Annotated in this window: 15 protein-coding genes; 7 read left to right on the forward strand and 8 right to left on the reverse strand. The window is 61.4% G+C overall.

Annotated features, from left to right (window positions below; genetic code table 11):
- Window positions 1-39: 39 nt before the first annotated feature.
- Together sufB and AC1Q80_RS08050 are read right to left on the reverse strand one after the other, a co-directional pair.
- On the reverse strand, window positions 40-1,509 hold the full coding sequence (gene sufB, locus AC1Q80_RS08045; RefSeq protein ID WP_173420031.1) for a Fe-S cluster assembly protein SufB: 1,470 nt from the start codon (window positions 1,507-1,509) through the stop codon (window positions 40-42).
- Between the two features lie 152 nt (window positions 1,510-1,661).
- Window positions 1,662-2,828: a cysteine desulfurase family protein gene (locus AC1Q80_RS08050; protein WP_492360100.1), complete on the reverse strand. Its 1,167-nt coding sequence runs from the start codon at window positions 2,826-2,828 to the stop codon at window positions 1,662-1,664.
- Between the two features lie 222 nt (window positions 2,829-3,050).
- On the opposite strand from AC1Q80_RS08050, the gene AC1Q80_RS08055 reads away from it, so the two are divergent.
- Window positions 3,051-3,728, forward strand: coding sequence for an alpha/beta hydrolase (locus AC1Q80_RS08055; RefSeq protein WP_025427123.1), 678 nt, complete (start codon window positions 3,051-3,053; stop codon window positions 3,726-3,728).
- A gap of 18 nt (window positions 3,729-3,746) precedes the next feature.
- On the opposite strand, the gene AC1Q80_RS08060 is transcribed toward AC1Q80_RS08055, so the two are convergent.
- A complete protein-coding gene (locus tag AC1Q80_RS08060) occupies window positions 3,747-4,946 on the reverse strand; it encodes a GGDEF domain-containing protein (RefSeq protein ID WP_492360101.1) in 1,200 nt (399 codons plus the stop codon).
- 136 nt (window positions 4,947-5,082) lie between these two features.
- A complete protein-coding gene (locus AC1Q80_RS08065) occupies window positions 5,083-6,219 on the reverse strand; it encodes an anhydro-N-acetylmuramic acid kinase (RefSeq protein ID WP_492360102.1) in 1,137 nt (378 codons plus the stop codon).
- Between the two features lie 124 nt (window positions 6,220-6,343).
- Between AC1Q80_RS08065 and tyrS the strand changes: the two genes are divergently transcribed.
- Window positions 6,344-7,597 (forward strand): tyrosine--tRNA ligase, encoded by a 1,254-nt coding sequence (gene tyrS / locus AC1Q80_RS08070; RefSeq protein ID WP_173420035.1) that lies wholly within the window; start codon window positions 6,344-6,346, stop codon window positions 7,595-7,597.
- Between the two features lie 50 nt (window positions 7,598-7,647).
- Here tyrS and AC1Q80_RS08075 read toward each other — a convergent pair whose 3' ends face one another.
- Window positions 7,648-11,049 carry a YhdP family protein gene (locus AC1Q80_RS08075; RefSeq protein WP_492360103.1) on the reverse strand — a complete coding sequence of 1,134 codons (3,402 nt, stop codon included), beginning with the start codon at window positions 11,047-11,049 and terminating at the stop codon, window positions 7,648-7,650.
- 324 nt (window positions 11,050-11,373) lie between these two features.
- Between AC1Q80_RS08075 and AC1Q80_RS08080 the strand changes: the two genes are divergently transcribed.
- From AC1Q80_RS08080 to AC1Q80_RS08100, 5 genes are all read left to right on the forward strand, one after another.
- On the forward strand, window positions 11,374-11,841 hold the full coding sequence (locus AC1Q80_RS08080) for a peroxiredoxin (protein ID WP_492360104.1): 468 nt from the start codon (window positions 11,374-11,376) through the stop codon (window positions 11,839-11,841).
- 20 nt (window positions 11,842-11,861) lie between these two features.
- Window positions 11,862-12,692 carry a ferritin-like domain-containing protein gene (locus tag AC1Q80_RS08085; protein ID WP_173420038.1) on the forward strand — a complete coding sequence of 277 codons (831 nt, stop codon included), beginning with the start codon at window positions 11,862-11,864 and terminating at the stop codon, window positions 12,690-12,692.
- Between the two features lie 88 nt (window positions 12,693-12,780).
- The gene (locus tag AC1Q80_RS08090; protein ID WP_492360105.1) at window positions 12,781-14,112 is read left to right on the forward strand and encodes a M23 family metallopeptidase; all 1,332 of its coding nucleotides are present in this window, start codon (window positions 12,781-12,783) and stop codon (window positions 14,110-14,112) included.
- A gap of 198 nt (window positions 14,113-14,310) precedes the next feature.
- On the forward strand, window positions 14,311-15,819 hold the full coding sequence (locus tag AC1Q80_RS08095; RefSeq protein ID WP_173420040.1) for a DEAD/DEAH box helicase: 1,509 nt from the start codon (window positions 14,311-14,313) through the stop codon (window positions 15,817-15,819).
- Between the two features lie 7 nt (window positions 15,820-15,826).
- Window positions 15,827-16,264 carry an NUDIX hydrolase gene (locus AC1Q80_RS08100; RefSeq protein WP_492360106.1) on the forward strand — a complete coding sequence of 146 codons (438 nt, stop codon included), beginning with the start codon at window positions 15,827-15,829 and terminating at the stop codon, window positions 16,262-16,264.
- A 95-nt stretch (window positions 16,265-16,359) separates the two neighbouring features.
- On the opposite strand, the gene AC1Q80_RS08105 is transcribed toward AC1Q80_RS08100, so the two are convergent.
- The 3 genes from AC1Q80_RS08105 to AC1Q80_RS08115 are packed head-to-tail and all read right to left on the reverse strand — an operon-like array spanning window position 16,360 to window position 19,002.
- Window positions 16,360-16,677, reverse strand: coding sequence for a TfoX/Sxy family protein (locus tag AC1Q80_RS08105; RefSeq protein ID WP_173420042.1), 318 nt, complete (start codon window positions 16,675-16,677; stop codon window positions 16,360-16,362).
- 4 nt (window positions 16,678-16,681) lie between these two features.
- Window positions 16,682-18,298 (reverse strand): NTP transferase domain-containing protein, encoded by a 1,617-nt coding sequence (locus AC1Q80_RS08110; RefSeq protein WP_492360107.1) that lies wholly within the window; start codon window positions 18,296-18,298, stop codon window positions 16,682-16,684.
- Window positions 18,295-19,002, reverse strand: a complete 708-nt coding sequence (locus tag AC1Q80_RS08115; protein ID WP_492360108.1) for an XdhC family protein — start codon at window positions 19,000-19,002, stop codon at window positions 18,295-18,297. The genes AC1Q80_RS08110 and AC1Q80_RS08115 overlap by 4 nt, the downstream gene beginning before the upstream one ends.

Raw genomic sequence — 19,002 nt, forward strand, 5'->3', positions numbered from 1 at the left:
GCAAGGCAATGCGCGCCATTCAATAATCAGTTCAGGGCGTCAGCCGACCGAGCCTTCGAGCGAGATGCCGATCAGCTTCTGCGCTTCGACGGCGAATTCCATCGGCAGCTCCTGGATCACTTCCTTGACGAAGCCGTTGACGATCAACGCGATCGCCGCCTCTGTCGGGATGCCGCGCTGCAGGCAGTAGAACAGCTGGTCCTCGGAAATCTTCGACGTCGTGGCTTCATGCTCGAACTGTGCCGTCGAGTTCTTGGCCTCGATGTAGGGCACGGTGTGTGCACCGCACTTGTCGCCGATCAGCAGCGAATCACACTGGGTAAAGTTGCGGGCGTTCTCGGCCTTGCGGTGGGCCGAGACCTGGCCGCGATAGGTGTTTTCCGAAACGCCGGCAGCGATGCCCTTGGAGACGATGCGGCTCGACGTGTTCTTGCCGAGGTGGATCATCTTGGTGCCCGAGTCGATCTGCTGATGGCCGTTCGATACGGCGATCGAGTAGAACTCGCCGCGCGAACCGTCGCCGCGCAGGATGCAGGACGGATACTTCCAGGTGATCGCCGAACCGGTTTCCACCTGCGTCCATGAGATCTTGGAGTTCTTGCCGCGGCAATCGCCACGCTTGGTGACGAAGTTGTAGATGCCGCCCTTGCCGTGCTTGTCGCCGGGATACCAGTTCTGGACCGTCGAATACTTGATCTCGGCCTCATCCAGAGCAATCAGCTCGACGACAGCCGCATGCAGCTGGTTTTCATCGCGCTGGGGCGCCGTGCAGCCTTCGAGATAGGAAACGTAGGCGTTGTCTTCGGCGATGATCAGCGTGCGTTCGAACTGACCGGTGTTCTTCTCGTTGATGCGGAAGTAGGTCGACAGCTCCATCGGGCAACGAACGCCCTTCGGCACGAAGACGAACGAGCCATCGGTAAAGACGGCGGAGTTGAGTGTCGCGTAGTAGTTGTCGGTCGTCGGCACGACGGTCCCGAGATACTTCTTCACGAGATCGGGGTGTTCGCGGATGGCTTCGGAGATCGACATGAAGATCACGCCGGCCTTCTTCAGCTCTTCCTTGAAGGTCGTGACGACGGATACGCTGTCAAAGACGGCGTCGACGGCGATCTTGGACTTCTGTACGCCGGCCAGCATTTCCTGTTCCTTCAGGGGAATGCCGAGCTTTTCGTAGACCTTCAGAAGTTCGGGGTCGACTTCGTCGAGCGACTTCGGACCCGTCGTGCCCTTCGGCGCGGCGTAGTAATAGATGTCGTTGAAGTCGATCTTCGGATAGTTGACGCGCGCCCATGTGGGCTCATCCATCGTCAGCCAGCGGCGATAGGCGTCAAGGCGCCATTCGAGCATCCATTCCGGCTCGCTCTTCTTGGCAGAGATGAAACGGATGATGTCTTCGGAAAGGCCCTTCGGCGCCTTTTCGACTTCGATGGTGGTTTCGAATCCGTATTTGTACTGGTCCACGTCGATCTGACGGACCTGATCAATGGTCTCCTGCACGGCAGGCATGTCGTTCTCCAATCTTTCCGGATCCAAGGTCCGGTAGCTTGTCAACACGATGCGAACTTGGCGCACCGCTTATGTAATGGCTAAAAGGCGCTTTTCACCCCATTTGCCAAGCGGAAAATTGCTTTTCCGCAATTTCGTTCAACCGCACGTTCTCATGCGGCCTGACCTGTGGTTCGGCGCCTTGCGGCAACCTTGGCGAAGACCGCCGCGCAGCGCTCGATCTCGGCTTCGGTCGTTGCCGGTCCGATCGAGATGCGCAAAGCCCCCTGGCGCGGGTCGTATCCCATTGCCGTCAGCACGTGGCTCTGGCCGACCTTGCCGGACGAACAGGCCGAGCCGGCCGAAAGTGCCACCCCCTCGAGGTCGAAGGCGATCTGCCCGGTTTCCGCCTTCATGCCAGGAAGCGTGAAGAAGATAGTGTTGCCAACGCGCGAAACGTCGCGGCCATGGATGACCACGTCCGGCGCCGATATCCGCATGTCCCGCTCCAGCCGGTCGCGAAGCGAGGAAATCGATGTCATTCGTTCCGTCAGGCTTTCGGCCGCCTTGCGAGCGGCTGCGGCGAAGCCTGCGATCGCGACTGCGTTCTCGGTTCCCGAGCGGTGACCCTTCTCCTGGCCGCCGCCCCGGATCAACGGCGCCGGCATCATGATCTCGCCGCGGGCGACAAGCGCGCCGGCGCCCTTCGGGCCGCCGATCTTGTGCGACGAGAGGATCAGAAAGTCCGCGCCGAGCTCTTCGATCGAAAGCGGCAACCGGCCGGCAGCCTGGACTGCATCGACGACCAGTATACCACCATGACCACGAACGATCTCAGCAATCTCGGCAATCGGCTGAACGACGCCGGTTTCATTGTTGACCAGCATCACCGCAACCTTCGGCAGCCCGCTCTCGCGGTCGTGGTTGGCGAGGAGCGTACGCAGGGCCTCGAGGTCGACGATACCCGCAGCGGTCACCGGGATCTCCGACACGGCCTCGCGCCCAAAACGCCCGCCTTCACGCACCGCCGGGTGCTCGATCGCAGACGCATAGAGCCTGCCGATCTTAAGCGGCGTGCGACCCATGCGGAAATCGGGGGTCAGCACCATGTTGGCCGCCTCGGTGGCACCGCTGGTAAAGATCACGCTGGCCGCCTTTGCACTGCAAAGCGCTGCCACATCGCGGCGGGCATTTTCGATCAGCGTGCGGACCGTTCTGCCCTCGCCATGGACCGAGGAAGGGTTGCCGACCAGGTCGAGCGCGGACAGGCACGCATCGCGCGCTTCGGCAAGAAGCGGCGCTGTGGCATTCCAGTCCATATAGATGCGCGAGGTCGACATAATTTCCTTCGCTAGAACAATAGGCTCATCGCAGACAACCACTGACGATGCATTTTCCTTGAATTTTCCGCACCGCTTGCCTTATGAGACGAAACACGGCGGAATGCCCGCACAGAAGTTTTGAACGGTTCTAAACTAGGTTTTAGAAAAGCTGAGTGCTTGCGTCAAGACTCATCGCGATCCGAAACCAAGATTCGAACCAGGAACACCCCCGGAGAGCCAATGCCCGAAATTATCTTCAACGGACCTGCCGGCCGCCTCGAAGGCCGCTATCAGCCTTCGAAGCAGAAAAGCGCCCCGATCGCCATCATCCTGCACCCGCACCCGCAGTTCGGCGGCACGATGAACAACCAGATCGTCTACCAGCTTTTCTACATGTTCCAGAAGCGCGGCTTTACGACGCTGCGTTTCAATTTCCGGGGCATCGGCCGTAGCCAGGGCGAGTTCGACCACGGCGCCGGCGAGCTTTCGGATGCCGCATCGGCGCTCGACTGGGTGCAGAGCCTGCATCCCGATTCGAAGAGCTGTTGGGTTGCCGGTTATTCCTTCGGCGCCTGGATCGGCATGCAGCTCCTGATGCGTCGTCCTGAGATCGAAGGCTTCATGGCCGTAGCACCTCAGCCCAACACCTATGATTTCTCGTTCCTGGCGCCGTGCCCGTCTTCCGGTCTCATCATCAACGGTGATTCGGACAAGGTGGCACCCGAGAAGGACGTCAACGGACTGGTGGAAAAGCTGAAGGCTCAGAAGGGTATCCTCATCACCCACAAGACCGTGCCTGGCGCCAACCACTTCTTCAACGGTCAGGTCGAGGGTCTGATGGCGGAATGCGAGGACTACCTCGACCGTCGCCTCAACGGCGAACTGACGCCGGAACCGGCTGCCAAGCGCATTCGCTGATCAAGATCCGGGCGGCTCTCACGGCCGCCCGATCCATTGTGGGACCTGTGGATTGACCACCGTCTGCGGCGCTGCGGCGCATTCCACGCGGTTGCGGCCGTTTTCCTTTGCCGCATAGAGAGCCTTGTCGGCCCGCTGCATCGCCAGTTCGAGCGGCTCATCTCGTGCAATGGCCGCCACACCGAAGCTTGCCGTCACCCTCGCCTGCTCCGCCAGGCCATCGATCTGCTGCGACATCATCGCGGCGCGCATTCCGTGCGCCACCACCCGTGCCTCTTCAAGCTCCGTCGACGGCAGGAACACGGCAAACTCTTCGCCGCCGAGACGACCGGCAACCGCGTGGTTCGGCATGACGTCCTTTAGAACTCGCGCGAACTGGCGGATGACCTCGTCACCGGTGTGGTGGCCGTAGCTGTCGTTCACCAGCTTGAAACGGTCCAGGTCAGCCAGGATCAAAGTGCCCGGCAGGCGGCCTTCGCGACGTTGAAGCATGGGGGCGACCCGTTCGGTAAACCCACGCCTGTTGAAGAGCCCGGAAAGCAGGTCGATTTCGGATCGTGCGCGTGCGTCGTCGACGATTTCCATGACCATCACGCCAAGCATGGCAAGACCGGTGCCGACGATGAGGACCGCACCGAGCGCCTGGGAAATCAGCGCGAATGGGCTGGAAACATAGTCCTGCGCCGTTGCCCCCGAGCCGGCGACCACAGCCACAAAGACCTTCAGCACATAGTAACCGGCGGTCAGAGCCAGCAGTGACAGCAATACTCGGTCCGCCGCCGAGCGTCGCTTGGAGCGGATGACGACGGATGCTGACCACGCCTGAATGATGAAGAACGGCAACTGATAAAGGGCCGAGTGCTGCAGCGTTCCTCTCGGCCATTGATAGATGACCAGATCAAGCGCGACCGAAGCCAGGAAAAACGCGGCAAGCACCAGCCAGTTGGCCGGTACGCGATAAAAGACACCCAGGCCGAACCGTAGCAGGCAGAAACCGGCGAGAACGCTCGCAAACGCACCTATGGCGAAAAGACGTGGAGTGGATGTAAACGGCACGACGGTTTCGAACACCGCCGCAAGCGATGCAATGGCGAAGCCGCCGGCGCAATAGAGTGCGGCCCGTCTGGACCGGCTCTTTGCCGCTATAACAAGAAATGCTGCAGTGAAAATCTGGGCGATGACGAAGTTCACAGCCAGCAGAGAAATCGCACCACCCATCGACGAACCTGAATTGTCTGTTGCTGCGGCAGTGCCGCTTCGTGCCACCTCATTTGGCAGCGCCGGACGATACTAAGAGCGGCAGGCGAAAATTTGATTAATCGGTCAAATGCAAACGTGGCGGACAAAGCCTCTGTCAGCGCGCGCCATGGAATGCGTACTTCCCGCCGGTAACCGGTTGGCGTACTCCGGTTGTGCCGGGATAGGTGAGTGGCAATCCCTCCCGCGCCCGAACAGCGAGATAGGCCCAGGCCTCCGCCTCCATCGAATCGCCGTTGAATCCCACCGCCTCGGCTGACAGCACGTTTGCGCCGTGGTTTTTTGCCTGCGACCCGAGATCCCCCATGATCACCGGATTGAGCCGGCCGCCGCCGCACACGATGTAGGTCCGGGGCGTTGTAGGCAGGTGACCGGCCGATTTGACGATAGCGGCTGCCGTCACATAGGCGAGCGTGCGTGCACCGTCTTCGAGACTGGCGTCTTTTCCCTCTGGCGGTGCAAAATCGTTGCGATCGAGCGAACGACGCCTGTCCGCCGAGAAGAAGGGATTGAGCAGATAGCGTTCGGCGAGTTCCGGCAGCACGCTGCCTTCGCTGGCAATCATGCCGCCCTGGTCATAGGGAATGCCGGCATGTGCCTCGACCCATTGATCGATCAGCGTGTTACCGGGGCCGCTGTCGTAGGCAATCAGCCCGTCATCCGCACCGATGTATGTCAAGTTGGAGATGCCGCCGACGTTGACGAAAGCAACAGGCGCTTCCAACTTGCCATCCGCTGTGGCGTTGCGGGCAAGCGCCGCATGATAGACGGGAATGAGCGGCGCGCCCTGGCCGCCATGCTCCATGTCGTTTGCGCGCATGTCGTAGAGAACATCGATGCCCGTTTCGCGGGCGAGCAGCGCACCGTCGCCAATCTGCACGGTCAAGGCGTCGTCGGGGCGGTGAAGAACCGTTTGTCCATGAAAGCCAATGATATCAACAGCATCTGATTTAATATTGTTGTTCCGCATAAAGGTTTGAACGGCTTCGGCGTGCCTCAGAGTCAGCTCCCGCTCGAGTTCGGCCAGGGTACCTGGCCGTTGCTCGCGGCTTGTGATCGACTTTGCTTCTTCGAGGCCCTGTTTCAGCCGGTCGCGGAAACGCGGATCGTAGGCGTAGCCGGCAGAAGGGCCCCGCTCGACAAACGCGTCGCCATCGGTGCGCAGCAGCGCCACGTCGATTCCGTCCATGCTCGTCCCGCTCATCAAGCCGATCGCTGTCATGATCTTGCCCATGCATTCCTCCAAGGCGTTGCTTGTCTACATAGCAAAAACATCGCCCAAGCAAAGACGTGCACTTTTGCCCAAACAATGCTAAACGCCGCGCGCAGACGTTCTACCCAGCCGAAAGAGACAGGTCATGTCCGAGTTCAAGTCCGATTTCCTCCACACCCTCAGCGAGCGCGGTTTCATTCATCAGAGTTCCGATGATGCCGGTCTCGACCAGCTGTTCCGGACGGAGACCGTGACTGCCTATATCGGCTTTGACCCGACGGCCCCGAGCCTTCACGCCGGCGGCCTCATCCAGATCATGATGCTGCACTGGCTGCAGGCGACCGGCCACCGACCGATCTCGCTGATGGGCGGCGGCACTGGCATGGTTGGCGACCCCTCCTTCAAGGACGAGGCGCGCCAACTGATGACGCCGGCGACCATCGACGCCAACATCGCCAGCATCAAGACGGTGTTTTCGAACTACCTGAGCTATGGCGATGGCCCCAAGGACGCGTTGATGATCAACAACGCCGACTGGCTGCTTGGCATCAACTACCTCGAATTCCTGCGCGACGTCGGCCGTCACTTCTCGGTAAACCGCATGCTGTCGTTCGATAGCGTCAAGACGCGGCTTGAGCGCGAGCAATCGTTGTCGTTCCTCGAGTTCAACTACATGATCCTGCAGGCCTACGATTTCGTCGAACTGCACAAGCGCACCGGCTGCCGTCTGCAGATGGGCGGCTCGGATCAGTGGGGCAATATCGTCAACGGTATCGACCTTGGCCACCGCATGGGCACGACTCAGCTTTACGCCCTCACCTCGCCGCTTTTGACGACGTCGTCGGGCGCGAAGATGGGCAAGTCGGTCAACGGCGCGATCTGGCTCAACCCGGATATGCTGTCGGCCTACGACTTCTGGCAGTACTGGCGCAACACCGAGGATGCCGACGTAACGCGCTTCCTGAAGCTCTACACCACGCTGCCGATGGTCGAGATTGAGCGGCTTTCGAAGCTCGGCGGTTCGGAGATCAACGAGGTCAAGAAGATCCTCGCGACCGAAATCACCGCCATGCTGCACGGCCGCGCCGCTGCAGAACAGGCGGCCGAGACGGCCCGCAAGACCTTCGAAGAAGGTGCGGTGTCGGAAAACCTGCCGTCGGTCGATGTGCCTGCGTCCGAGCTTGACGCCGGTATCGGCCTGTTGTCGCTGGTTGTTCGCGCTGGACTTGCCGCATCCAACGGCGAAGCCCGCCGCCACGTTCAAGGTGGCGCCGTGCGCATCAACGACCAGGCAATCAGTGACGAACGCCGGCTGATCGGCAGCGGTGACGTGACTTCGGATGGCATCGTTAAGCTGTCGCTCGGCAAGAAGAAGCACATCCTGGTTCGCCCCGCCTGAGTTGAGCGAACATCAGATCAAATCGAAGGCCGGCCGTTGCGCCGGCCTTTTTATTGGAACTCGAAGATGCTGCGGAAGACGCCGGGAGCGATGATCGAAAGCGGATTGATCGTCAGATTCGGTTGGTTGAACGGGCCATTGAGCTTGAAGGTGATGCCGAGCAAGCCGCGATCGCGGCCATTGCCGAGCAGAACGCCGATCAACGGCAATTCCCCGAAAATGCGGTTCAAGCCGTAGGCAGGCATGAAGGTGCCAGTCATGTCCATGATGCCGTTGCCGTCACGCACGGTTCCCTGGAAGGTTGCGCCGACATCGGTTCCCCTGAGAACGCCGCCATCGACGCGAATGGCGCTGCGATCGAGCGCCAGTTGGGCAAAACCGCGTTCGAAGCGCGCGGTGCTGACGTCAATGTCGCGTTTTACCGCCTGGTTGAGGCTTCGCCCGTCCTGGCCTGCCGGGGTTGACACCATCGACTGCAGGCGCTGCTCGCCGATCAGCGAAAACTTGCGGATGTCGATCGAGCCGCGCCATGATCGGCCGCCGCGATCACGCAGCTTCAGGTTCAACAGGCCGCCGCGCATGTTGCTGTAGATGTCGGCAAAGCGGGCAAGCGCACCGGCATCGCCGGTCGTCAGTTCAAGGATGTTGTCGGCGCCGGATTTGGCGAGCTTGGCCACGAGCGCCTGGCCGCTACTGGTCACCGCCGACAGATTGATGTCCTCGATCTGTTGGCCGCGCTCCGAATAGGTCAGGTTGACGTTCGACAACACTTCGCCGTTGAAGCCGGAGACGCGACCGAGCTGCCCTTGGATCGTGATGTCATCGCCGCTGCCACCGTTGCCACCCGAGCCGCTCTTCATCTGGGCAAGGATCGGACGGATATCGGCTGCCGATCCGCTCAATGTCACGACGTGGACGCCCTTGCGGCGGTCGATGGCAACGTTGAAATCGTCGCCCTGCGCCAGACGGACATTGGTGAGCTTGGCGGCGACGACGCCGGCGCCGTCGACCTGCAGACTGCCGCGTGCGCCGAAACCATCGCCGGCGATCGCGAAGTCCTTGATCGTTGTGACGCTGTCGCTGATGTCGGATGTGAAGCGCACCTCCGCGGGGATGCCAGCGCCCTTGTTCCAGCCGATCCAAGGCAGAGACAGCCTGGCCTTGGTCAGATCGATGGTGACATGCTGCATATCAGACTCGTCGATCACCAGATCGACGACCATCGGGCCAAAGATAATCTTCGACAGCCCGGGCGTCAGCTTCTCCCGAGCTGCCGCATCGAGCGTCCCGCTGATTTCGCGTCTGCGCTTGACCTTCGATTTGCTGTCGACAGGCTCTGTGAGCGCAATCCTGACCTTTGCACCTTCCACCACCGCATCGGCATCGAGAACCGCTTGCTGGTTGTCGACACGGAACGTGCCGGAAAGGTTGGAAATCTCACGACCGGCGATCGGGCGCGTGACAGTGACGTTCTCTAGCTGCATTTCCACTTGCCAGAGCGGCGGCGGAGGGTGCTGGTCGGTGACAAGGCCGAACCGCGCACCGACCTGCGCGGTCAGCGGGCCGGTAAAGTCGCCGGGAACGAAGGGCGTCTTTTGCAGCGCCTGTATCGGCTTGTAGGTGACGAGCTCGGCAATCGCATCCGCCTCACCACCGACCTCGATCTTCATCTCGGCAATCAAGGGTTTGGTGTAGACATCGGGAATGATGAAGTCGCCGCCGTTGAGCGCGACCGATCGCCCGGAGGGGAAATAGGCCGCCCCTTGTTTGACGCCGACTTCCATGCGCTGGCCGCTGAGCTTGAACGTGCCGGATGTGTCGCGCAGCGGCGGTATCTCGCCGGCGATGTTGATGCGTGTACCGTCGATGTTGAACGCGATGTTCAGTTCTTTTTCGTCAAGCTTCAGCTCGCCTTCGTTGGCGGCGATCCGCCCCTCCGCCACCGATACCTCGATGCGCGCATCTGTAACCGTGCCGCCGAAGAGATTGCGGATCGCCCAGCGGCGGGCGCCCTTGGCGAGCCACCACGGCCAGAGCTGCTTGACGGCCGTCGGCTGCATGCGATCGCTGATGGCGGCAAAGCTCACCTGCGGCGAGGTCTTGCCGAAGGCGATCGAGAGCGACCCGAACATCGAGCCGAGCGGGCTGGAAACGGCGAGCTGATCAAAGATCAGGCGGTGACGCGCGTCGGATGTGAAGCGGCCGCTCGCCTTGGCGTCAAAGATCAAGGGGCGTTCGGCAATATCCTCCGGTGCCGAGCTTGCATTCTTGAACAGGAGATCGATGGCAAAACCCTGGTCGGTTGCGCCTGCGATCCGATCAAGATCTTTCACGGCGCCGGTAAAGGGGAAAACAGAGCGACCGACATTGACGGTGGATGGCAGGATTTCGACAGAAGCCCGCTCGAAATCATAGGCGATATCCATCTGGGAGGGATTGATCGTGGAGACGAGCCCGCCAGCGTGGAACGCGCCTTCGGACGTCCTGACAGCCACGCGAAGATCTGGCTTGGCGCCCGCGGCGGCGCGCTTCGCGGTGAGCGTCAGTCCCGCCGTTGCGTCGATGCCGAAGGCTGCCTCCTTTCCGAAGGGGCCGTGATAGAAGAATGGTTTCAATGGAACGTTGGAGATCGACGCTTCGAAACCAGCGACATGATTCTGTGCGCCAAGAGCGTTAGCGTTGGCGTTCAGATCGACATCGACACCGTCGACGGTGAGGCTGCCTTTGACATGCATCGAGCCATCGACATCACGATTGAACTCCAGTTCCTTCGCATCGACAGGCACGATGTGGTCACGCGCACCGGCAACCGTGAAGGAAAAATTGGAAAGCAGGACCGTCTGGTCGCCCCGCCCCGCTGCCATCTGTGACATGCGATCGACGTGCGCAAAAAGCGTCTCCAGCGCCACGCCGACATCCGCGATCTTGATCTTCGTCAGATCGATCGGCTCGCCGCGTGGTAGCAGGCCGGTGTCGAAGTCACCGCCTTCCGCTTCCAGGCGCGAAACCGCAATCCGGCCCGTCAGCAACGCGATAGGGTCGAGCGCAATGGATATTGAACTCAATTTTGCGACGGGCTGACCGGATGTGGTTTCGCTCAGCGCCACCTCCCGCGCCTTCAGTGCCAGTGCCCCATTTGAGGTCATGCGTACGACGGTGCTGCCAACCTCGGCGCGATAGGCTCCGCCGAGTGCGGCGTTCAGCGCCGTGCGCGCGCGCGCGTTGAGTGTACTGTCGATTGCGCCGCTCTCAACGACGGCGATCAGGCCGGCTGCGATGATGAAGGTGAACAGAAAACCGCAAAGAGCTATCTTGCTGAGAAGGCGCAGCAGCCCGCGCTTGTGTGGTGCATGCACGATAACGGGTTCGTGTGCCTGCGCCGAGGGCAACGCATGCAACGCGACGATGTCTTTCTTGCGAAAGCCGACTTTTTCGCCGCGGATATCACTCATCGGCGCGGACGCCCTCCAATTCAAGACGGGAAAGTCCGCCTCTCCCATTGGCGCATCATGCGGCTATGGGGCGACGGGTCATTATCACCGTCACGTAGACCACATCTGTCCAGACGGTGTCACCACACCGCGCCGACCATGCTGTGGAAAGCATTCACACATCCGTGGGTTTCGTGTCAGCGAATGCCGGGCAAAGGGTCCTATCGACGCAACCCGTCCGGAACCTGTCAAATCTAGCACAAATCCGCTGGACGCAGGTTGTCGAATTTCGATATGCCCTAGCCGGCGATTGTTCACAAATCTTGGCGCAAGGAAGGTTTATTCATGGCAGGACTCAACCCCGGAGATCTCGCTCCTGATTTCACGCTTCCCCGTGACGGTGGCGGTTCACTTTCTCTCTCGGCGTTTCGCGGTCGCCCAGTCGTGCTGTTCTTCTATCCGAAGGACGACACCAAGAGTTGCACTCTGGAAGCGATCTCGTTCACTGAACTTGCCCCTGACTTTGCTGCCGCAGGCGTCGAGCTGATCGGCATCTCACCTGATTCGGTGAAGCGTCACGACCGTTTCGCCAAAAAACACGGCCTGACGGTCACGCTTGCTGCCGACGAGGAAAAGATTGCCATCAACGCCTATGGGCTCTGGGTGGAAAAGAGCCTCTACGGGCGCAAATACATGGGCGTCGAACGCAGCACGTTCCTGATTGCCGCCGATGGACGGATCGCTCGCGTCTGGGAAAAGGTCAAGGTCAACGGCCATGCCCAAGAGGTACTCCAGGCCGCCAAGGCACTCTGAGTGCGAACGACGAGGCCAAGATGACGAGACTTCCCACCTTTCACAGTCTGCGCGGTGCGGCCGTCGAGGCGATCAGTGCGGCCGATCTCGACGTCAAGACGGAGCTTGCGCAGGAAGCAGCGCGCCGCTGGCAGCGCCGGGCGCTGTCATTGCGCTCACCGCTCGACCGGCCTGTTCCGCTCAGGCCGGGTCGACCGGAAAAGCCTCTTCTGACACCACCAACCCAGGTGAAGAAGCGATCGCTGGGCTCGCTCAAGGGGCGGATCGCGCTTCTGCATTCGATCGCCCATATCGAACTCAATGCCGTCGATCTCGCGCTCGATATTGTCGCGCGTTTTGCGTCCGAATCAGTGCCGAATTCGTTCTTCGATGGGTGGATGAAGGTCGCGTTCGAGGAGGCCAAGCACTTCCGCATGGTCCGCCAGCGGCTGAACGACCTCGGCGCGGACTACGGCGACCTGCCGGCCCATGACGGACTTTGGCAGGCCGCGCACGCCACCCGAAACGATCTGACCGCCAGGCTTGCCGTTGTTCCGCTCATACTGGAGGCGCGCGGGCTGGACGTGACGCCGGCGCTCCAGGCACGGATGCGTGAGACCGGAGACTTCGAGACCGCCGCCGTCCTCGACGTCATCTACGAGGATGAGAAAGGCCATGTGGCCGTCGGCGCCAAATGGTTCCGCTTCCTCTGCGCGCGGGAAAGGAAGGATCCCGCGGCGACCTTCCAGCAACTCGTTCGCGCTAATTTTCGCGGTCCGCTCAAGGCGCCGTTCAACGACATCGCCCGTGCCGAAGCCGGTCTGACGCCGTCCTTCTACCGCTCGATGACGGCTTCCACCAACCTCTCGTAGTGCAGGCACTCAACCAAATATTAACCCTAACGAAGTGTAATGCCCGTCAAGCAATGCGAGACAATTCGCAGACGGCGGGAGTGGTGGAGTGTCTGAACGTTCGGCAAATCGCACCTTCGGAAAGCGCGCGCAAAACCATGTTCTGATCCTGGCGAGCGGCGACAAGGTTCGCCATATGACGGTGCGTCCGTGGATGGCCGCCTTTGCCGTTTCGGTAGTGGGCGTCTTCGGCATCGGCTACCTTGCTGCCACCTCCTATCTCGTCCTTCGCGACGATCTGATCGGTGGGACGATCGCCCGTCAGGCGCGCATGCAGCACGAATACGAAGACCGAATCACCGCGCTGCGGGCACAGGTCGATCGCGTTACGAGCCGACAGCTGCTCGATCAGCAAGTCGTCGAAGAAAAGGTCGAGAAGCTGCTTCAGCAGCAGCAGGCGCTTTCGTCTCGCAACGGCAAGCTCGGCGCGCTGATCGAGCGGGCGGAAAATTCCGGCCTGTCGACCGACTTCACCCAGCCGGCACCGGTCGAACCCCTCGCCTACGAAAAACGCGCCGATGTCACCGGTGGTGTGCAGGCAATCGAAAAGCTGATGGGGCTGAGCGGTGGGCAAACGGCAGCACCTGCCCGTGTCGCCGCCCTTGCCTACGCTCGGCCTTCGCCAAGTGAAAGCACCTCCGATCGCGCCGATCGGCTTTTTTCGAAGGTGACGCTCTCGCTGAAGGATGTGGAACGTGACCAGATGCAAAGGCTTGAGCAACTGACCGATGGCGCTGCCAGAACGTCGCAGGCGATCCGCAAGATCGTCGGCCGCACAGGTGTTGCCCTGCCGGAAAATGATGTCGCCGAGCTGGCGCCCTCGGATGAAACCACGGGCTCCACGGACGCCGCGATCGGCGGCCCTTTCGTCGAGCCGGTTAACGACGACGGATTCGGCCAGTCGCTTGCAGCGCTCGATTCGGCCCTTGTCGAGCTTGAACGCACGCGTTCGCAGGTCCGGGAACTGCCCTTCGGCAACCCGTCTCCGGCAAGCGATATCACCAGCGACTTCGGCAACAGGCTTGATCCATTTCTCGGTCGCCTGGCGCTGCACGCAGGGATAGATTTTCGCGCCACGGTTGGCACCCGCATCCGTGCGACAGCCCCGGGCACCGTTACCAATGCCGGCCAGACGGGCGGCTACGGAAACATGGTCGAGATCGATCATGGCAACGGCGTTGCCAGCCGCTATGCCCACCTCTCGACAGTCCTGGTCAAGGTTGGCGACCGGATCAAGGCCGGTGATGTCGTCGCGAAGTCCGGCAACACCGGCCGTTCGACAGGTCCGCACCTGCACTACGAGATCCGGCTGAACGGTCAGGCGGTCGATCCCATGCGGTTTCTCAACGCCGGGACCAAGCTTGCTAGCTATATGAAATGAGCAGGATACCGACGCGTTCTGCGCTCGCCACTTGACAAGAAACACAACAGATTCGTTGCCATCAACCTTTTCCCGCTTCAACGTGCTGGATTTCTTGACTTTCGACCGTATTCGGCTTAAGAGCCCGGCCACGCGGTGGTGTGTTTTCCACCGATCGAGCAGTGTTCTTATCGAACCGGAACGGAAACAGATTTCCCTTTGACCAATTTTGCTGACCTTGGCCTTAGCCAAAAAGTTCTCTCCGCAGTTACCGATGCGGGCTACACAATCCCGACCCCGATCCAGACCGGCGCCATTCCTCCGGCGTTGCAGCGTCGCGACATCCTCGGCATCGCGCAGACGGGAACCGGCAAGACGGCCTCGTTCGTGTTGCCGATGCTGACCCTGCTCGAAAAGGGTCGTGCACGTGCGCGCATGCCGCGCACGCTGATTCTGGAGCCGACACGCGAACTGGCTGCCCAGGTTGCTGAGAACTTCGACAAGTACGGCAAGAACCACAAGCTCAACATCGCGCTTCTGATCGGCGGCGTCTCGTTCGACGAACAGGATCGCAAGCTGGAGCGCGGCGCCGATGTGCTGATCTGCACGCCCGGCCGCCTGCTCGACCATTTCGAGCGCGGCAAGCTCTTGATGAGCGGCGTCGAGATTCTGGTCATCGACGAAGCTGACCGTATGCTCGACATGGGCTTCATCCCGGATATCGAGCGCATCGCCAAGATGATCCCGTTCACGCGCCAGACTCTTTTCTTCTCGGCCACTATGCCGCCGGAGATCCAGAAGCTTGCCGATCGCTTCCTGCAGAACCCGGAGCGCGTCGAAGTTGCCCGTCCGGCATCGACGGCGCAGACGGTTACGCAGCGCTTCGTCGCCACGCACGGGAAGGATTACGAGAAGCGCGCCGTTCTGCGCGATCTGATCCGCGCCCAGGACGACCTGAAGAACGCCATCATCTTCTGCAACCGCAAGAAGGATGTTGCCGACCTCTTCCGTTCGCTCGAGCGTCACGGCTTCTCGGTCGGTGCCCTGCATGGTGACATGGACCAGCGCTCGCGCATGGCCATGCTTGCCGGGTTCAAAGACAACCATATCACGTTGCTCGTTGCCTCCGACGTGGCGGCCCGCGGTCTCGACATCCCTGATGTCAGCCACGTCTTCAATTTCGACGTACCGATCCATGCGGAAGATTATGTCCACCGAATTGGCCGCACCGGTCGTGCCGGTCGCTCCGGGGCGTCCTTTACGCTGGTCACCAAGCGCGACACGAAGTTCTCCGAGGCCATCGAAAAGCTGATCGGCCAGAAGGTCGAATGGTTGAACGGTGACCTGGCGAACCTTCCCGAGCCGATGGAAAGCCACGACACCGGTCGTCGTGACCGCGGTCGCGATGGTCGCAAGGACCGTAAAAAAGATGGGGACCGTGCACCGCGTGGCCGTTCCGATCACAAAACCGATACGGTTCGTGCCGATAGTGAGGCAGAAATTGAAGCAGTCGTCGAAAGGGTGGAAGCGGTGAAACCGGCACGCAACGCAGAGACAAAGCAGAGCAATGGCCACCGCCCGGAACGTCCGGTTCGCGCGGCAAATCCTGCCAACGACGACAATCGTGATCGCCGCAATCGCCACCGTCGTGACCATGACGACGGCCCGACGCCTGTTGGCTTCGGTGACGAAATCCCCGCATTCATGCTGATCGCCGGCAAGGCCTGATCCAGAAATGGGTCGGCCGGGAATCGACTTTCCGGGCTTCGGCTGCGGACTGGCGATCATGCGCGACGGCAAGCTGCTGCTGTGCAAGCGCTTGAAGGCGCCCGAGGCTGGCCACTGGAACATTGTGGGCGGCAAGGTCGATCACATGGAGCGCAGCGAACTTGCCGCGCGCCGTGAAGCGGAAGAGGAAAGCGGCCTGTCGATCCGTTCGACCCGCTTTCTCTGCCTCAGCGAGCAATTGATCGAAGCCGATCGTCAGCACTGGATCTCGATGATCTACGTCACCGACGATTTTGCGGGCGAACCGCAACTGACCGAGCCGGACAAGCTGTCCGACATCGGCTGGTACGATCTCGATGCCCTACCCCAACCGCTTTCGCGGTTTGCCGCCGACGCCGTTCGCGCCATCAGGGCGCAGACGAAGGCGCTCGCTGACGCTGTCTGAGCGAAGCCGTTTCGCGCCAGGAATGCGCAGAAACAAAGAGATAGAGCGTTTCCGTGGTTCGGTCTGAACCGGGAACGCTATGAGTATCTGCCGGCCTATTTCTTGGCCCGCAACGCCGCTTCGTAGGCCAGTCTGACCCAGCGCGCCATTTCATCCGGATCGTCGTAGGCCTCTTCCGGGATGCTCCAATAGGGCATCTTCACCGGTTTTCCCTTGCCGTCATAGGCCCATCGCCGGGATCCGGCCTCCTCGAAAGTCGGGCCCGTCCTGTCGTCACCTTTCAGGAGAATTTCTCCATCGACTTCGAGCGCGAAGATGACGCCTTCGAAATAGACGCCCTTGCCGCCGAACATGCGTTTGATTGTCACGGGCCCGAGCGTTTCGAACATTTCCTCGATTGCAGCATTGTCCAAGCGTCTATTCCTCCAAAGTTCCGCCGGCAGCGATGATTTGCTCAGGCGTGTCGAGGTCGATACGGGCGGCAGCACCTAACTCGACATCGATGACCGGCAGTCCGCATCTCTCGATGATATGCCGTGCGCCAACGTCGCCAAGCAATTGGCCGACGGCGGAAAACGTCTGGCGCGGCAGGACGACCGGGTTGCCGCGCTGACCTTCAGCCGTCGCGCGGATCACTGCACGCCCCCCTTCAGCATTGAACGCATCGGCGATCCGGCGCAGGTCGCCCGCCGTTATCCCCGGCATGTCTGCCAACATCACCAGCATGCCCCCGGCTGCGTGATCGAGCGCGGCAAGGCCAGCCGTCAGCGACGACGCCATGCCGGACAGGTAATCCGGATTGGAGACGAGGACGACTGGCAGATCATCGAGCGCAGCCCGGATTTCGGGCTCGCGATGTCCGGTGACGACGATCACCCGGCCAATATCGGCTGCAAGGGCACTGAGGACGGTGCGGCGTATGAGCGGAACGCCATCGAAGGTCGCCAGCAGCTTGTGGCCACCCTCGGGACCCATACGGCTGGCGCGACCCGCCGCCAGCACGACGGTTTCCACCGGCCCCAAAGCCATCGGCGCGACCGGCTCGCGCGGCTGTGGTCGGGTGGGTATCTCCTTCAGCAAACCACCGACGCCGAGCCCGGTAATGTCATCTGCGCTTGGCCATTCGCCGGCGAGAATGCGATCGAGCACCCAGTCGAAACCGTTCTCGCGCGGGCTGCGGGCGCAGCCTGGCGCTCCGATCACCGGCACCGTTCCGACGCGGCCGAGCACGATGAGATTGCCGGGATCGACCGGCATGCCGACGTGATCGACAATGCCGCCTGCCCTGCGGATTGCGGCAGGAATGACGTCGTGCGAATCGGCAACTGCCGACGCACCGAAGACGATGAGGAGGTCGTGGTCGGCCTTCAGGTCACTGATGGCCGCAGCCAAAGCGTCTTCCGTATGCGCAACGCGCCGCTCCGTCGCCAACGCGCTTGCGGATTGCCGCAGGCGCGCGGCGAGCACCGCATGGGTCTTGTCCATGACCTGGCGTTTCAATGAGGGCAACTCAGTTGCTATCAGTGCGGCATTGCGTGCGGAAAAGGGTTTCACCTCGAAGGCCGTGGCATCGCGAAGCAATATCTCCGCCCGCTCCACGAGCGTTCCTGCCACTGCCAGAGGTATGATCTTGATCGTCGCCACCATGTCGCCGGGCTGCACCGGTACATGGTCGGCGAGGCAGGCGAGCGTGATAGCCGGATCAATGCGGTTCAGCCGGTCGATGGTTTCGCGGGTGGCGACGAATAGCCCGTGTACCCGCGAATAGATATTGACGCGTCCGGTTGCCGCCGAGGAAAACCGCAGATGGTCGGGAGCAATCGCCGCGGCGATCCGGGCCGCCGCTTCATCTTCCAGCAAATCACCCCGATCCGGTTGGGCGACAATAATCTCGTCGATCCCCGCCTGCATCAGCGCGGCAAGATCGGTTGAGGTGAGCACGTGCCCCTTCGGAAAGCGGAGATCGCCGGCTTTGACGGCATGCGCGAGCACGGCGCCTTCAGCCGTGGAAAGCTTGGTGGACCCAAATCTCATCGATGCGCCTCGCTGCCGGACAGGATATCCCGCCGCCTGAGCGCTTCGATGATTTCGGCGAGAATCGCAACCCCGATCTCCGCCGGGCTCGCCGCGCCGATGTCGAGCCCGATCGGCGCCTTGATCTGGGCGAGCGCGTCGTCGGAGACACCGAGCCGCCGCAGGCGCTCGACGCGGCTTGCATGCGTCTTTCTGCTGCCAAGAGCGCCGACATAGAAACAGCCTGTGGCAAGGGCTGCCCGGATCGGTTCGTCATCGATTTTCGGGTCGTGTGTGACGGCGACCACCGCCGTGAACCGATCAAGCGGCCGGGCCTTGAGGACGTCTTCCGGCCACTCCGCTATCAGCTCGACGCAGGAAAAGCGTTCGGCCGTCGCAAAGGCGGTTCGCGGGTCGACGATGGTGAGGTCGAAGCCTGCGACAGCCGCCATCCGCGCAAGCGCTTGCGAGATGTGGACGGCGCCGACAACGAGGATGCGCGGCGGCGGCAGGTACACATTGAGGAATAGGGACCGCCCGCCGGCCATGGTCATTCCGGGTTTGCCAGACCGAAGTGCGGCGGTCATCGCGTCGATCCATTCGTCCGCACAGCGTTCACCCTCGACGCAGAGCACGCTTCGGTCGGTCTCGAGGTCGGTAAAGACGACGGCGGCTCGCCTGCCCGCGCGCGCTGCATTCAAGGCTTGAAGGGTTGCGAGATCCAT

Source organism: Ensifer sp. GW823-FHT05D09 (genome assembly GCF_058795755.1).

What these genes read in the sequence shown, in the direction of transcription:
- sufB (WP_173420031.1), bottom strand. Translation starts at nt 1,509, where the DNA reads ATGCCTGCCGTGCAGGAGACCATTGATCAGGTCCGTCAGATCGACGTG.
- AC1Q80_RS08050 (WP_492360100.1), bottom strand. Translation starts at nt 2,828, where the DNA reads ATGTCGACCTCGCGCATCTATATGGACTGGAATGCCACAGCGCCGCTT.
- AC1Q80_RS08055 (WP_025427123.1), top strand. Translation starts at nt 3,051, where the DNA reads ATGCCCGAAATTATCTTCAACGGACCTGCCGGCCGCCTCGAAGGCCGC.
- AC1Q80_RS08060 (WP_492360101.1), bottom strand. Translation starts at nt 4,946, where the DNA reads ATGGGTGGTGCGATTTCTCTGCTGGCTGTGAACTTCGTCATCGCCCAG.
- AC1Q80_RS08065 (WP_492360102.1), bottom strand. Translation starts at nt 6,219, where the DNA reads ATGGGCAAGATCATGACAGCGATCGGCTTGATGAGCGGGACGAGCATG.
- tyrS (WP_173420035.1), top strand. Translation starts at nt 6,344, where the DNA reads ATGTCCGAGTTCAAGTCCGATTTCCTCCACACCCTCAGCGAGCGCGGT.
- AC1Q80_RS08075 (WP_492360103.1), bottom strand. Translation starts at nt 11,049, where the DNA reads ATGAGTGATATCCGCGGCGAAAAAGTCGGCTTTCGCAAGAAAGACATC.
- AC1Q80_RS08080 (WP_492360104.1), top strand. Translation starts at nt 11,374, where the DNA reads ATGGCAGGACTCAACCCCGGAGATCTCGCTCCTGATTTCACGCTTCCC.
- AC1Q80_RS08085 (WP_173420038.1), top strand. Translation starts at nt 11,862, where the DNA reads ATGACGAGACTTCCCACCTTTCACAGTCTGCGCGGTGCGGCCGTCGAG.
- AC1Q80_RS08100 (WP_492360106.1), top strand. Translation starts at nt 15,827, where the DNA reads ATGGGTCGGCCGGGAATCGACTTTCCGGGCTTCGGCTGCGGACTGGCG.
- AC1Q80_RS08110 (WP_492360107.1), bottom strand. Translation starts at nt 18,298, where the DNA reads ATGAGATTTGGGTCCACCAAGCTTTCCACGGCTGAAGGCGCCGTGCTC.
- AC1Q80_RS08115 (WP_492360108.1), bottom strand. Translation starts at nt 19,002, where the DNA reads ATGGATCTCGCAACCCTTCAAGCCTTGAATGCAGCGCGCGCGGGCAGG.